At 68.3% G+C, this 15,399-nt stretch carries 12 protein-coding genes; 7 read left to right on the top strand and 5 right to left on the bottom strand.

What is annotated here, in order from left to right; translation table 11 throughout:
- The first annotated feature begins 12 nt into the window (after positions 1-12).
- Positions 13-1,434, top strand: a complete 1,422-nt coding sequence (locus JYG32_RS06845; protein ID WP_213265078.1) for an FAD-binding oxidoreductase — start codon at positions 13-15, stop codon at positions 1,432-1,434.
- A 25-nt stretch (positions 1,435-1,459) separates the two neighbouring features.
- On the top strand, positions 1,460-2,290 hold the full coding sequence (locus JYG32_RS06850) for a metallophosphoesterase (RefSeq protein WP_213265079.1): 831 nt from the start codon (positions 1,460-1,462) through the stop codon (positions 2,288-2,290).
- Between the two features lie 59 nt (positions 2,291-2,349).
- Here JYG32_RS06850 and JYG32_RS06855 read toward each other — a convergent pair whose 3' ends face one another.
- Entirely contained in the window at positions 2,350-2,514 is a 165-nt protein-coding gene (locus tag JYG32_RS06855) for a hypothetical protein (RefSeq protein ID WP_174384446.1), read from the bottom strand.
- Between the two features lie 119 nt (positions 2,515-2,633).
- A complete protein-coding gene (locus JYG32_RS06860) occupies positions 2,634-3,575 on the bottom strand; it encodes a LysR family transcriptional regulator (RefSeq protein WP_213265080.1) in 942 nt (313 codons plus the stop codon).
- A 157-nt stretch (positions 3,576-3,732) separates the two neighbouring features.
- Between JYG32_RS06860 and JYG32_RS06865 the strand changes: the two genes are divergently transcribed.
- Genes JYG32_RS06865 through JYG32_RS06880 form a run of 4 tightly spaced genes read left to right on the top strand, consistent with a single transcriptional unit; the run spans position 3,733 to position 8,648 of the window.
- Complete coding sequence (locus tag JYG32_RS06865) at positions 3,733-5,340, top strand: efflux transporter outer membrane subunit (RefSeq protein ID WP_213265081.1); 1,608 nt, start codon at positions 3,733-3,735, stop codon at positions 5,338-5,340.
- 15 nt (positions 5,341-5,355) lie between these two features.
- Positions 5,356-7,560, top strand: a complete 2,205-nt coding sequence (locus JYG32_RS06870; RefSeq protein ID WP_213265082.1) for an FUSC family protein — start codon at positions 5,356-5,358, stop codon at positions 7,558-7,560.
- Positions 7,557-7,760: a DUF1656 domain-containing protein gene (locus JYG32_RS06875; protein ID WP_011351756.1), complete on the top strand. Its 204-nt coding sequence runs from the start codon at positions 7,557-7,559 to the stop codon at positions 7,758-7,760. Before JYG32_RS06870 ends, JYG32_RS06875 begins: the two co-directional genes overlap by 4 nt.
- 12 nt (positions 7,761-7,772) lie before the next feature.
- A complete protein-coding gene (locus JYG32_RS06880) occupies positions 7,773-8,648 on the top strand; it encodes an efflux RND transporter periplasmic adaptor subunit (RefSeq protein WP_014897260.1) in 876 nt (291 codons plus the stop codon).
- Positions 8,649-8,669: 21 nt separating this feature from the next.
- Here JYG32_RS06880 and JYG32_RS06885 read toward each other — a convergent pair whose 3' ends face one another.
- On the bottom strand, positions 8,670-10,343 hold the full coding sequence (locus JYG32_RS06885; protein WP_213265083.1) for a methyl-accepting chemotaxis protein: 1,674 nt from the start codon (positions 10,341-10,343) through the stop codon (positions 8,670-8,672).
- 404 nt (positions 10,344-10,747) lie between these two features.
- Here JYG32_RS06885 and JYG32_RS06890 point away from each other — a divergent pair, with 404 nt between their 5' ends.
- Entirely contained in the window at positions 10,748-11,986 is a 1,239-nt protein-coding gene (locus JYG32_RS06890) for an MFS transporter (protein ID WP_174383046.1), read from the top strand.
- A 63-nt stretch (positions 11,987-12,049) separates the two neighbouring features.
- Here the strand turns inward: JYG32_RS06890 and JYG32_RS06895 are convergent, their stop codons facing one another.
- Positions 12,050-12,847, bottom strand: coding sequence for a 5'-methylthioadenosine/adenosylhomocysteine nucleosidase (locus JYG32_RS06895; RefSeq protein WP_213265084.1), 798 nt, complete (start codon positions 12,845-12,847; stop codon positions 12,050-12,052).
- Entirely contained in the window at positions 12,844-15,207 is a 2,364-nt protein-coding gene (locus tag JYG32_RS06900; RefSeq protein WP_213265085.1) for a UvrD-helicase domain-containing protein, read from the bottom strand. The genes JYG32_RS06895 and JYG32_RS06900 overlap by 4 nt, the downstream gene beginning before the upstream one ends.
- Positions 15,208-15,399 lie beyond the last annotated feature (192 nt).

The following is a 15,399-nucleotide window of genomic DNA, read 5'->3' on the forward strand; positions in this document are numbered from 1 at the left end:
CGCGACAAGGTGATGATGTCTTCCGAAGCTTTCGTTTCCGCGTGCCGCGACGCGATCGGCGCCGACCACGTGCTGACCGACCCGCACGATACCGAACCGTTCCTGACCGACTGGCGCCGCCGCTACAAGGGCGCCGCGTGCGCGGTGCTGAGACCCGCGAACACGGCCGAAGTCGCCGCACTCGTCAAGCTGGCCAACACGCACGGCATCGCGCTCGTGCCGCAAGGCGGCAACACGGGCCTCGCCGGCGGCGCGACGCCCGACGCGAGCGGCAGCCAGGCCGTGCTGAGCGTCGCGCGCCTGAACCGCGTGCGCGCGCTCGATCCGCACAACAATACGATCACCGTCGAAGCCGGCGTGATCCTCGCCGACGTGCAGGCGCGCGCCCGCGAAAGCGGCCGGCTGTTCGCGCTGAGCCTCGCGGCGGAAGGCAGTTGCACGATCGGCGGCAACCTGTCGACCAATGCGGGCGGTACCGCGGTACTGCGCTACGGCAACGCGCGCGAGCTGTGCCTCGGGCTCGAGGTCGTGACGCCGCAGGGCGAGATCTGGGACGGCCTGCGCGGGCTGCGCAAGGACAACACCGGCTACGACCTGCGCGACCTGTTCATCGGTGCGGAAGGCACGCTCGGGATCATTACCGCTGCCGTGATGAAACTGCATCCGCTGCCGGCCGCGCAGGTCACGGCACTGGCCGCGCTCGAATCGCCGCACGCGGCGCTCGACTTCCTCGCGCTCGCGCAGCGCGCGGCCGGGCCGCTGCTGACCGGCTTCGAGCTGATGTCGGATTTCTGCATGCAGCTCGTCGGCAAGCACTACCCGCAACTGCGCTACCCGTTCGCGCAGACGCATTCGCAGACGGTGCTGCTCGAACTGTCCGACAACGAAAGCGAAGCGCATGCGCGCGCGCTGTTCGAGAAACTGATGGAAGAAGCGTTCGAGGCCGGGCTCGTGGTCGACGCGGTGGTCGCGGAGAATCTCGCTCAGTCGCGCGCGTTCTGGGATTTGCGCGAACACATCCCGCTCGCGCAGGCGGACGAGGGACTCAACATCAAGCACGACATCGCGGTGCCGATCTCGTCGGTCGCGCGGTTCATCGACGAGACCGACACGGCGATCCAGCAGGCCGCGCCGGGCGCGCGGATGGTCACGTTCGGCCACCTCGGCGACGGCAACCTCCACTACAACGTGCAGATGCCCGAAGGCGGCGATCCGAAGGCGTTCCTCGCCGCGTTCCAGGCGCCGATCAACCGGATCGTCTACGACAACGTGCACCGCCACCACGGCACGATCAGCGCGGAACACGGGATCGGCCAGTTGAAGATCGACGATGCGCAGCGCTACAAGTCGCCGGTCGAAACGACGCTGATGCGCACGCTGAAGACCGCGCTCGACCCGCGCGGCCTGATGAATCCCGGCAAGGTCCTGCGCTGAAGCCGCCCACTCCGGAGCGAAACCCGTGAAAGTCCGCGTCCTGTCCGACCTGCATCTCGAAAGCAACCAGCCCGACGTGATCGCGCATGCCGACGCGGATCTCGTCGTGCTGGCCGGCGACATCCACAATCACGCGGAAGGCCTGCGCTGGGCCGCCGAGACGTTCGATCCGGATGTACCGGTGATCTACGTGCCGGGCAACCACGAGTACTACGACGGGGAATTCGGCGCGCTGGAGACGGCGATGCGCGACGCGGCGCATGCGCTCGACAACGTGCATTACCTGAACAACGGCATCTACGTCGATCCCGAGCAGCGCTTCCGCGTGCTCGGCACGACGCTCTGGACCGATTTTTCACTGTTCGGCACCGACGAAGCCGGCATCGCCGGCGCAATCGACGCCGCGCTGCGCGTGATGCTCGATTTCAAGGGATTGATCCAGGTGACCTGGCCGCACGACGCGGCGCTGCATGCGGCACCGGGCGCGGCGGAACGGGATTTCTCGCCGGCCGATGCGATCGCGCTGCATCGGCAAGGCCGCGCATGGCTGGAAGCGCAGCTCGCGGTGCCGTTCGCGGGGCGGACGATCGTCGTCACCCATCATGCGCCGCACCGGCGCTCGCTGGCGAAACGCTATGCGGAAGACCTCGCGTCGGCGGGGTTCGTCACGGATATGGCGGAACTCGTGCGGCCGCCGGTGGATTTGTGGATCCACGGCCACACGCATACGTCATTCGACTATGTGGCGGATGGCGGCACACGCGTGGTGTGCAATCCGCGCGGCTACATCCACCGGCGCACCGGCGAACTGGAAAATACCGCGTTCGCGTGGGACAAGGTCGTCGAGCTCGGCTGAACGCCGGCCCGCCCGGCCGCATTGCGCGGCCTTCTCCGACCCGAACTGATATGGCCCGATCAGCGGTCGGTGCGGCGCGATCCGTGCTGCGCCGCGCGCACGCGCACCGGCACCGGCTTCATCTGCGCCTTCGCCTTCATCGCACGCAGCAGGTCGCGGGTCGCCGCGGCGGCAGCAGCCGCGCCAAGCAGGACGCCAAGGCCGATCATCAGGTGCGTATCCATTGCTACTCCGGGGTGATGTATATCTCGATAACTTCAACAGTATCAAACTGTCCGACACGCGTTGGTAAAAAAATGTTGCGTGAAGGACAAATCTCGTCAGATTGCGGTCAACCGCGCGGTCATGTCGCACGTGTGTACTGCTCGAGCGCGGCTTCGTCGGCTGCGAGTGTGGACGGTAGCTCGTCGCGCAGGAAATCGACCCAGGTACGGATTTTCGCGTCGAGGTACTGACGCGACGGATACAGCGCATAGATGTTCATCACGTGCGACCGGTACTCGGGCATCACGCGCACGATGTGCCCACTGCGCAGCCAGCCGATCGCCGAATAGAGCGGCAGCCCCCCGATCCCCATCCCCTCCCGCACGGCCACCGCAAGCGCCTCGGCGACGTTCACGCGAAACGGCGGCGCAGTGATCGGAACGACCTCCTCCCCATTCGGCCCCGCCAGCGCCCATTCGTCGTAGTGAAAGCCCGGCGCGACCATCCCGAGGCACACGTGCTGCGCGAGATCCACCGGCCGCTGCGGCACGCCATGCGCCTCGACATAGCCGGGCGATGCGCACACGACGCTGTAGCTCTCGCCAAGCCGCTGCGACACGAGCCCCGAATCGGGCAGGTCGCGGCCGACGACGATCGCGACGTCGTAACCCTCGTCGAGCAAGTCGGGCATCCGCTGCGCGAGCGTCAGCTCGACGTGCACGTCCGGATAGCGCTCGCGATAGCGCGCGATGGCCGGCACCAGGTAGTGCTGGCCGAGGCTCGTGAAGCAATGGACCTTCAGCTTGCCCGACGGGCGCGCGTGCGCGTCGCCCGCCTCGGCTTCGGCCTGGTCGACATACGCAAGGATCTGCTCGCAGCGCTGCAGGTAGCGCTCGCCGGCTTCGGTGAGCGCGATCCGGCGCGTCGTGCGGTTCAGCAGGCGCGTGCGCAGGTGCGCCTCGAGATCCGAGATCGCGCGCGACGCATAGGCGGTGGTCGAATTCATCTGCTGGGCGGCCGCGGTAAAGCTTCCCGCGTCGACCACACGAACGAATACCCGCATGTTTTGTAACGTATCCATCCCATTACCCGTGTGAATCCGGACGGATTGTTGCACAGAGGCGAACAAGTATTGTCTCAGGATTCGTAAAAATGACTTGCACCGTTGTCCATTTATTCAGGAATCACTGAAAAATATAATCGCCTCCGACTCATCTATATCCGAAAGGGAGAAAATCGTGCAGTCTCCGGCGACAAAAGGGACGCTCGCACTGGCGGTTCTTGCAGTCTCATTAATAATGGCCGGATGCGCGAGCATGGGCGACAACAAGCCGCAGTCGGCCCGCATCGAAGCGGACGCGCTCGATGCCGGCGCCGCCATCCGCGCGGCCGACCGCGACGCGGGCTGGCCCGCGGCCGACTGGTGGCGCGCCTACCGCGATCCGCAGCTCGACACGTGGATCGCCGCCGCGCAGGCCGGCAACCCGACGCTCGCGGCCGCCGAGGCCCGCGTGCGCGAAGCGCAGGCCATGGCGCGCGTCGCCCGCTCGGCCGAACTGCCGCAGATCAACGGCAATCTTTCGCTGATGCGCCAGCACTGGCCCGACAACGTGTACTACGGCCCGGGCCCGCTCGCGAACACCGATACCTGGAACAACACCGGCACGCTCGGCCTGTCATATCACCTCGACCTGTGGGGCAAGGACAAGAACGCGACCGAGCGCGCGCTCGACACCGCGCATGCGACCGCCGCCGACGCGCGTGCGGCGAAGCTCGAGCTCGAAGTCAACGTCGTGCGCGCGTATGTCGGCATGTCGATGAACTATGCGCTGCTCGACCTCGCGCACGAAACGTTCGAACGCCAGCGCTCGCTCGCCGATCTCGCGCGCAAGCGGCTGCAGGCCGGCCTCGGCACGCAGCTCGAAGTGAGTCAGGCGGAATCGACGCTGCCCGACTACGAGCGCCAGATCGACAGCTATGAAGAAGCGATCCAGCTCGCGCGCCACCAGCTCGCCGCGCTGGCCGGCAAGGGCCCGGGTGCCGGCGACGCGATCAAGCGGCCGCAGCTTGCGCTCGACGCGCAGGCCGGCCTGCCGTCGGCGCTGCCGGCCGACCTGCTCGGCCGCCGCCCGGACGTCGTCGCGGCGCGCTGGACGGTCGACGCGCAGGCGCGCGGCATCGATGTCGCGAAAGCCGCGTTCTACCCGAACATCGACCTGCTCGCGACGGTCGGCGGCTTCGGCGTGACCGCGCCGTTCACCGACTTCCTGCGCGCGATGAACGGCGGCTGGACGGCCGGCCCCGCGCTGTCGCTGCCGATCTTCGAAGGCGGCCGGCTGCGCGCGCAGCTCGGCGCGGCGAATGCCGGCTACGACCAGGCGGTCGAGCGCTACAACCAGACGATCGTCGGCGCGCTCAAGGACATTGCCGACCAGGTCGTGCGAATCCGCTCGCTCGATACGCAGAAGAAGGACGCCGCGCGCTCGGTGGCCGCCAACGACCGCAGCTACCAGTTGTCGCGCGAAGGCTTCCGCCGCGGGCTGACCGATTACGTGAACGTGCTGATCGCGCAACAGCAGTTGCTGCGCGCGCAGGAGACGGCGGCCCGCATCGATGCGGAACGCCTTGCCGCGCACGCGCAGTTGATGGCCGCGCTCGGCGGCGGCGTCGAGACGGGCGAGGATGTGCGGGGCGGCCATCCGCGGGGCGGCCATCCGCCTCGCGACGAATCCGCCGCCGGCACCGCAGCGCCTGCCGCCGCGTCGGGCGCGAAGCCCGCGGCGGCGGTTGCCCCGCCCGCGCAGGTCGCCGCCGCCGGCGCGTCCGGCGTGCCGGCCGCACGGTAACGCGGAGCGCCCGCCATGTCAGCCTCCTCCCCCGCTTCCACGCACGCCGGCGGTCCGCTCGCGGCCTGGTCCGCCGCGTTCGGCGACTGGGCCCGCAGCGACGGCGCCGCGTGGCTTTACCTGTTCAAGGCGCTGCTCGCCGCGTTCATCGCGACCGGCGTGTCGATGCGGCTCGACCTGCCCGCGCCGAAAACGGCGATGACCACGGTGTTCATCGTGATGCAGCCGCAAAGCGGCGCGGTGCTCGCGAAGAGCTTCTACCGCGTCGCCGGCACGATCTTCGGGCTGATCGCGACGCTCACGTTCGTCGGGCTGTTCCCGCAGCAGCCGCAACTGTTCCTGCTGGCGGTCGCGCTGTGGGTCGCGCTGTGCACGGCCGGTGCCGCGCGCAACCGCAACTTCCGCAGCTACGGCTTCCTGCTGGCCGGCTACACGACCGCGCTGATCGGACTGCCCGCGTCGCAGCACCCGGACGGTGCATTCATGAGCGCGCTGACGCGCGTTGCCGAAATCATGGTCGGGATCGTGTCGGCCGGCGTGGTCAGCGCGCTCGTGTTTCCGCAGTACACGGGCGAGCAGATGCGCACGACGGTACGCAAGCGCTTCGGCAGCTTCGTCGACTACGTCGCGTCGGCGCTGTCGGGCCAGCTCGACCGCGCGCATATCGAAACCATCCATACGCGCTTCGTCGCCGACGTGGTCGGTTTCGAGGCCGCGCGCAGCATGGCCGTGTTCGAGGATCCGGACACGCGGATGCGCAGCGGCCGCCTCGCGCGGCTGAACAGCGAGTTCATGAGCGCGTCGAGCCGTTTCCATGCGCTGCACCAGTTGATGAACCGCCTGCATGCGGCCGGCGCGCAGGCCGCGATCGACGCGATCGAGCCGTACTTCCGCGAGATCGCGCCGCTGCTGCTGACGCCCGCCGGCGAACCCGTGCGCACGTCGACCGACGCGGGGCACGCGGCCGAGCAACTGCTCGCGTGGCGCGACGCGCTGCCGCGCCGCATCCGTGCGACGCGCGCGGCGCTCGAAACGCAGCCGGACTTTCCGCTGCTCGACTTCGATACGGCCGCCGAGCTGCTGTACCGCTTCATCACCGACCTGCACGAGTACGCGGCGACCTACGCATCGCTGTCGACCGCGACGCACGAACGCGAACGCTGGATCGAGCGCTACGAGCCGCGCACCAACATGACGGCGATGGTGATCGCGGCGATTCGCACCGCGACCGTGATCCTCGTGCTCGGCTGGTTCTGGATCGAGACCGCGTGGCCGAGCGGCGTGACGCTCACGCTGACGGCGGCGGCCACCTGCGCGCTCGCGTCGTCGACGCCGCGCCCGACCGCGATGTCCGCGCAGATGGGCATGGGGACGGCACTCGCCGTCTGCACGGGTTTCCTGCTGACGTTCGGCATCTATCCGCACATCGACGGCTTCCCGTTGCTGTGCGTCGCGCTCGCGCCGCTGCTCGCGATCGGCATCTTCATGACGCTGAAGCCGAAGCTCGCGGGCTACGGGATGGGCTACCTGATCTTCTTCAGCTTCCTCGCCGGCCCGGACAACATCACGCACTACGACCCGACCAGCTTCATGAACGACGCGCTCGCGCTCGTGCTGTCGATGCTGGTGTCGGCGATCGCGTTCGCGGTGCTGTTCCCGCCGACCGCGCCGTGGCTCAAGAAGCGGCTGTTCGCCGACCTGCGCCACCAGGCCGTCGCGGCCTGCCACGCGCGGCTCGCCGGCTTGCGCACGCGCTTCGAGAGCGGCGCGCGCGACCTGATGTACCAGGCCCACACGCTGTCGGCCGACCAGCCCGACGTGCAGCGCGATGCACTGCGCTGGATGTTCGCGGTGCTCGAAACCGGCAACGCGGCGATCGACCTGCGCCACGAGCTGGCGACGCTGCCGCCCGACCCGCGTTATGCGCCGGCGATGCCGTGGCGTCGCGCGATCGAGACGATGCGCGCCGCGCTGTCGACGCTGTTCGCGAAACCGAGCGCCGCACGCTTCGATGCGACGCTCGCCGCGACCAATGCCGCGATCGACGCGACCCGGCAGACGCTCGACGCGTTCGAGCCGACGCGCGACGAGCGCCACCGGCTGCAGCGCATCCTGAGCCATCTGCATTTCGTGCGCACCGCGCTGCTCGATCCGGAATCGCCGCTCGAGCCGCTCAACCGCAACCGCCCCGTGCGTCCCCAACCAGGAGCCTCGTCATGATGCCGCGTGAAATCGCCATTCTCGATGCCTACATGCCCACGGTGGTGCTGATGTTCGTCCTCGGCGCGCTCGCGACCTGGGCCGTCGACCGCCTGCTCGCCTACACGGGCCTCTACCGTCTCGTCTGGCACCCGTCGCTGTTCCGGGCCTGCCTTCTCGTCTGCATTTGCGGCGGACTGAGTCTTGCCGTTTACCGTTGATCCCGAACCATCATGATTCTCAGAAAACTCTTCGGCTTCGTCGCGACCGCCGTCATCCTTCTCGTCGCGATCCTGATCGGGCGCTCGCTGTGGGTGCACTACATGGACGATCCGTGGACGCGCGACGGGCGCGTGCGCGCCGAGATCGTCAACGTCGCGCCGGACGTGTCGGGCGCGATCGTCGAGCTGCCCGTGCATGACAACCAGCTCGTGAAAAAGGGCGACCTGATCATGCAGATCGACCCGTCGCACTACCAGATCGCGGTCGAGCAGGCACAGGCGGCCGTCGCCGCCCGTCGCGCGGAACTGCAGATGCGCCGCGACGACGCGGCCCGCCGCGCGGATCTCGATGCGCTGGTCGTATCGAAGGAAAACCGCGAGAACGCGGCGCACAGTGCGTCGAGCGCCGATGCGCAGTACCAGCAGGCGATCGCCGCGCTCGACGCCGCGAAGCTCAATCTCGAACGCACGCGCGTCGTCGCACCGGTCGACGGCTACATCACGAACCTGCAGACGTTCAAGGGCAACTACGCGGTGGCCGGCCAGGCGAAGCTCGCGATCGTCGACAGCCACTCGTTCTGGGTCTACGGCTACTTCGAGGAAACCAAGCTGCCGCGCGTGAAGATCGGCGCGCCGGCCGAAATGCGGCTGATGAGCGGCGGCGTGATGAAAGGTCACGTCGAAAGCATCTCGCGCGGCATCTACGATCGCGACAACCCGCAAAGCCGCGACCTCGTCGCGGACGTGAACCCGACCTTCAACTGGGTGCGCCTCGCGCAGCGCGTGCCGGTGCGCATCCGGATCGACGAAGTGCCGGCCGACGTGGTGCTGTCGGCAGGCACGACCTGCACGGTCATCATCGATCCGGACAAGCAGAAGAAGTCGTAAACGCGGGGCTGACAGGCGCGCTCAGGCCGCGATGCGAAAGCGCCCGACCAGCGACTTCAACGCCTGCGCCTGTTCATCGAGCGCATTCGCGGCGGCGGCTGCCTGCTCGACGAGCGCCGCGTTCTGCTGCGTGCCGGCATCCATCTGCGTGACCGCGCGGCCGATCTCTTCGATCCCGGCGCTCTGCTCGTCCGATGCCGCCGAAATCTCGCCGATGATGTCCGTCACGCGCTTGACTGCGCGCACGACGTCGCCCATCGTGCGGCCCGCGTCGTGCGCGAGCGCCGCGCCGTTCGCGACGCGCTCGACCGATGCGCCGATCAGCGCGCGGATCTCCTTCGCCGCGGTCGCCGCGCGCTGAGCGAGCAGGCGCACCTCGCCCGCGACCACCGAGAAGCCGCGCCCCTGTTCGCCGGCGCGCGCGGCCTCGACTGCCGCATTCAACGCGAGAATGTTGGTCTGGAACGCGATCCCTTCGATCGTGCCGATGATCTCGCGAATGTTCTTCGCGCTGTCGTCGATCTCGCTCATCGTTGCAACCACGCGCCCGACGACTTCACCGCCCGTCTCCGCAACGGCCGACGCATTGGCCGCGAGCGTGCTCGCCTGCCGCGCGTTCTCGGCGTTCTGCCGCACGGTCGACGTGAGCTGCTCCATGCTGGCCGCCGTGCGTTCGAGCGCGACGGCCTGCTGCTCGGTGCGCCGCGACAGGTCGAGATTGCCGGTCGAGATCTCGCCGGACGCGGCCGCGATGGCCTCGGCGCTGACGGCGATCTCGCCGACGGTCGCCGCAAGCCCCGTCTGCATCTCGGCGAGCGCGCGCACCATGCTGTCGCGGTCGTGCCGGCCGAGCGTGATCGGCCGCGTCAGGTCGCCGCGCGCGATGTCGGCGGCAATCGCCTTCGCGTGCGCGGGCTCGCCGCCGAGCTGCGACGCGAGGCGCCGCACGACGCGTTCGGCGATCGCGATCGCGAGCACGATCAGCGCGGCCGTCATGACCGCGATCATCGCAAACGACGACGAGAAAATGGTGGCCGACGCATCGAGCGTCGCCTTCGATTTCTCGCCGCGCGTCTTCACGAGTACGGCGACGAGCTTTTCGAGCTTGCCGGTTTCGACCAGCAGCGACACGTCCTGCGTGCCGACCTGCCAGTTCATCTGCGACAGGTCGAGCGGCTGCGCGCGCACGAGCGCGACGAAATCGCGCAGATGCGCGCTCCACGTACCGACGGCCGTCGAGAACGCGCGCAGCCGCGCCGAATCGTCGGCGTCGGCCGGATCCGCATAACGCTGCAGCGTGCCGAGCGCCTGGCCGATCGACGCGAGCCCCGCGCCGACCTCGGCGCCCAGCTCGTCGCGCTCCTTCGCGGTGGTCGCAGTCAGCAGCATCTTCTGTGCACGGCTCGCCCGCAGCACCTCGGCGCGGACCTCCTGCGCCGCGCGGCTCGCGACGTGGCCCTGCTCGTAGACCGATGCGATCGACGCGTTCAGCCGGCTGATCTGCCACAGCGAAAACACGCCGATCGCGAGCGTGCCGGCCAGCAGGATCGCGAACGCGGCGCGCAAGGTCGCCTTGACGGTCCACGGCCGGCGCTCGCGACGCGCCGCGCGCAGGCGCCGTGCGGCGCGACCGGCGGCAACGTCGGGTGCGGCGACCGCCGCACCTGGCTGCGGATGCAATGATGCTGCTTTCATCGATATATCCCCGTATGGATCACGCTGCCGGAAAGGTCGGTCCCGGCGTTCCCGCGATGGCAGGCCATGCCGCGCGTCCTGCGCCCGCACGGCGGGTAGCCGGTGCCGGGCGCGGCGCACCTGTTGTCATTGGGTCGTTCTACGGCCGCCACCGCCGTTTCTTGAGTCCGGTAAAACACGCACCGGGCCCCGGCGCGGCCCCGCTGGCAGGCGGACGCGCCGCCAGCGTTATACCCGGTCAAAAAAACGGGCAACGGCCGAACTGTCGGACGAATGTCTGATTCGCGATAAAACTTGGCCTGACATTCTTGATACGCCACATTACACTTCTTTGACGCATCAACGATTCAAAACGCGCCGATCCCCATCAGAGCGCGCCCGCCACCTCAACTCGTTCAGCTCACATGGAAACCAGCCTCGACACCGGAGCCGTCGGCGCAGCCGCCGCCCAGCCGTCCGCGCCACCCGCGTCCCGCACCGTCTATCCGGTGCTCGGCGCGATCAGCTTTTCGCACATGCTCAACGACATGATCCAGTCGCTGATCCTCGCGATCTATCCGATGCTCAAGAGCCAGTTCGCGCTGTCGTTCGCGCAGATCGGCCTGATCACGCTCACCTACCAGATCACCGCGTCGCTGCTGCAGCCGCTCGTCGGCCTCTATACCGACAAGCGTCCGAAGCCGTATTCGCTGCCGGTCGGCATGGGCTTCACGCTCGCGGGGCTGCTGCTGATGTCGGTCGCGCCGAGCTTCCCGATGCTGCTGGTGGCCGCGGCGCTCGTCGGCTGCGGTTCGTCGGTGTTCCATCCTGAATCGTCGCGCGTCGCGCGGATGGCGTCGGGCGGCCAGCACGGGCTCGCACAGTCGGTGTTCCAGGTCGGCGGCAACGCGGGTTCCGCGCTCGGGCCGCTGCTCGCCGCGCTCGTGATCATTCCGCACGGCCAGCACAGCATCGCGTGGTTCTCCGCGGCCGCGCTCGTCGCGATGGTCGTGCTCACGCAGATCGGCCACTGGTACAAGAAGCATCCGTCGATGAAGAAGAAGGTCGTGGCGGCCGGCCACCCGACGCTGTCGCGCGGCCGCGTGATCGGCGCGATCGGCGTGCTGGTGCTGCTCGTGTTCTCGAAGTATTTCTATCTCGCGAGCATCAACAGCTATTTCACGTTCTACCTGATCGACAAGTTCCACCTGTCGGTGCAGGCCGCGCAGATCCACCTGTTCGTGTTCCTCGCGGCCGTGGCGGCCGGCACGCTGATCGGCGGGCCCGTCGGCGACCGGATCGGCCGCAAGTACGTGATCTGGGTGTCGATCCTCGGCGTCGCGCCGTTCACGCTGCTGCTGCCGTATGCGAACCTGTTCTGGACGAGCGTGCTGACCGTGATCATCGGCATCGTGCTGGCGTCGGCGTTCGCCGCGATCCTCGTCTATGCGACGGAGTTGATGCCCGGCAAGGTCGGGATGGTCGCGGGCCTGTTCTTCGGCTTCGCGTTCGGCCTCGGCGGCGTCGGCGCGGCCGTGCTCGGCCAGCTCGCCGACGCGACGAGCATCACGTTCGTCTACAAGGTGTGCTCGTTCCTGCCGCTGATCGGCGTGCTGACGGTGTTCCTGCCGAACCTCGAAAGCAGCCGGCGCAAGCAGGCGTGACGAGCCGGCCGCGGCGTGCGCGCGGCGGCCGGTCGAACGGCTTGGGAGACAACGACGGCGGCTTCAGGCCGCCGTCGTCGCATGCAGCGTCAGGAAACGCTTGAGGATGCCGGACGAATAGCTGCTCGCGATCGCCGACAGGAAGTGCGAGAACGACTGCGTCGCGTGATCGTCGGCCGTATCGGAGATCGTGCGCACGAGCGCGAACGGCACGTCGTGCTCCGCGCACACCTGCGCGATCGCGGCGCCTTCCATTTCGACCGCGAGCGCGTCGGGCAGCGCGTCGCGCAGCGCGACGACCTCATGCTCGCTCGACACGAACCGGTCGCCGCTGATGATGAGCCCGGCGTGCAGCGTCGCGCCGGCGAGCCCGAAGCGTGCGGCGAACTGCGCGCCCTCTTGCGCGACGAACTGCGTGCATGCGGCCCTGAGACGGGCCGTCAGTGCCGCGTCGGTCGCGAAACGCGTGATGCCGAGCAGCGGCACCTCGTAGCGCGGAAAGAGCGGCGATGCGTCGAGATCGTGCTGCAGCAGCGTATCGGCCACGACGACGTCGCCCACCCGCACCGTGCGCGACACGCCGCCCGCGACGCCGGTGAACACGACGCCCGCGACGCCGAACACGTGGATCAGCGTGCTGACCGTCGCGGCGGCCGCGACCTTGCCGACCCGTGCGAGCGTGACGACGCAGGCCGCGCCGTGCACGGTGCCGACGTGGTAATCGCGGCGGCCGAGCGTGACCGTCTTCATCGCGCCGTCGGCGCGCATCGCGGCGATCAGGTCGCCGAGTTCCTCGGGCAGCGCGGCCAGAATGCCGAGCGGGCGGGTCGAAGGCGTGGCAACCATGTCGATGCCCATCATTCCACCGCCTGCAGTTTCGCGACCGCGAGCGCGAGCCACTTCTCGCCGTGCCGCTTGAACTTCACCTGCGCCTTCGCATCGGTGCCGTTGCCTTCGAGCGCGGTGACCGTGCCTTCGCCGAACTTGGTATGGAACACCTGCTGACCGACCCGGAAGCCGGCGCCGGCCGCGCGCTGCTTGTCCGCGAACGCGGGCAGCGGCGCGGACACCGCTGCATCGACGATCTGCTCGCGACTGCCGCCGCCCGGCCGCGCGAACCAGTCGCGCCCGTACCCGGCGTTGTCCGAACGCCCGCCCCAGCGCGAACCGGCCTCGACCTTCGGCGTCAGCCACTTCAGCACGTGCTCCGGCAACTCGTCGAAGAAGCGCGAGCGCACGTTGTAGCGCGTCTGGCCGTGCAGCATCCGGCTTTGCGCGAACGACAGGTAGAGCCGCTCCTTCGCGCGCGTGATCGCGACATACATCAGCCGGCGCTCTTCCTCGAGGCCGTCCGATTCGAGCACGCTGTTCTCGTGCGGGAACAGCCCTTCCTCGAGGCCCGTGATAAACACGGCCGAGAATTCGAGCCCCTTCGCCGCGTGCACCGTCATCAGTTGCACGGCGTCCTGCCCGGCCTGCGCCTGGTTGTCGCCGGCCTCCAGCGACGCATGCGACAGGAAACCGGCGAGCGGCGTCATCGTGTCGGGGTTCTGCGCCGGATCGCCGGGCGACGCCGGATCGAGTACCTCGACCGCCGGATCGTCGGTCGCCGCGCCGAGCTCGGGCGCCGCGATCGCACCCGCGCGCAGCGGGATCGAGCGAGCCGGCGTGTCGAGCCCGTAGCCTTCCTCCGCGACGAACGCGGTGGCCGCGTTCACGAGTTCCTGCAAGTTCTCGAGACGGTCCTGCCCTTCGCGCTCGCCCTGGTAGAAATCGGCGAGGCCGCTCGCGCGCACGACGTACTCGACCGTGTCCGGCAAGTTCATCTGCTGTGTCTCGGCGCGCATCTTCGCGACCAGGTTCGCGAACCCGCCGAGGCTCGTGCCGGCCTTGCCCGTCACGTACGGGATCGCGGCCGCCATCGAGCAATCGTAGAGGCGCGCCGCATCGGCGAGCTGTTCGATCGAGCGTGCACCGATCCCGCGGGTCGGGAAGTTCACGACCCGCACGAACGCCGTGTCGTCGTTCGGGTTGTCGATCAGGCGCAGGTACGCGAGCGCGTGCTTCACTTCCTGCCGCTCGAAGAAGCGCAGGCCGCCGTACACGCGATACGGGATGCCCGACGACATCAGCGTGTGCTCGATCGAGCGCGACTGCGCGTTGCTGCGGTACAGGACGGCCACTTCGCTGCGCGCCATCCCGGTGTTGATCAGCGAGCGGATCTCTTCGACGATCCAGCCGGCTTCCTGCGAATCGGTGCTCGCCTCGTACACGCGCACGGGCTCGCCGTGGCCCGCGTCGGTGCGCAGGTTCTTGCCGAGGCGGTGCGCGTTGTTCGAGATCAGCTGGTTCGCCGCGTCGAGGATGTTGCCGTGCGACCGGTAGTTCTGCTCGAGCTTGATCAGGTTGCGCACGCGGAATTCGTCTTCGAAGTCGCGCATGTTGCCGACGTTCGCGCCGCGGAACGCGTAGATCGACTGGTCGTCGTCGCCGACCGCGAAGATCGCGTTCTGGCCGCCCGCGAGCATCTTGAGCCACGCGTACTGCAGCTTGTTGGTGTCCTGGAACTCGTCGACGAGGATGTGCTTGAAGCGCGCCTGGTAGTGCGCGCGCAGCGGCGCGTTGTATGCGAGCAGCTCGTAGCAGCGCAGCAGCAGCTCGGGGAAATCGACGACGCCCTCGCGCTGGCACTGCTGGTCGTACGCCTGGTACAGCTCGACGAACTTGCGGTTGAAGCTGTCGGTCGCGTCGACCTTGTCGGGGCGCAGCCCCTGCTCCTTCGCGTTGTTGATGAAGTACTGGACGTTCTTCGGCGGGTACTTCTCATCGTCGACGTTCGCCGCCTTCATCAGCCGCTTGATCGCGGACAACTGGTCGGCGGTGTCGAGGATCTGGAAGGTCTGCGGCAGGCCGGCGTCGCGCCAGTGCGTGCGCAGCATCCGGTTGCACAGGCCGTGGAACGTGCCGATCCACATCCCGCGCGTGTCGATCGGCATCATCGCCGACAGGCGCGCCATCATCTCGCGCGCGGCCTTGTTCGTGAAGGTGACGGCGAGCACGGTGGGCGGCGACGCGTAGCCCTGCTGGATCAGCCACGCGATGCGCGTGATCAGCACGCGGGTCTTGCCGCTGCCCGCCCCTGCGAGGATCAGCGCCGGTTCGTTCGGCAACGTGACGGCGGCGTGTTGTTCGGGGTTCAGATTGGCGAGCAGATCGGGCATGGAGCGGCAGCGGGCGGGCGTAGGAAAAGCGGACCCGACATTATAAGGCGGCCGCGCGATGCCGTTCCCGATCCGTTCGGGCACACGTCGCAAGCACGTTGCGGCCGCGTCGCGACGGCCCCCAGCCGGCAACGCGATGGCTGGCCGATGGGCATCCATTTATAATTGTCAGATTCGGCATCCAATTCACGC

Source organism: Burkholderia pyrrocinia, from assembly GCF_018417535.1.
Taxonomy (GTDB): Bacteria; Pseudomonadota; Gammaproteobacteria; order Burkholderiales; family Burkholderiaceae; genus Burkholderia; species Burkholderia pyrrocinia_E.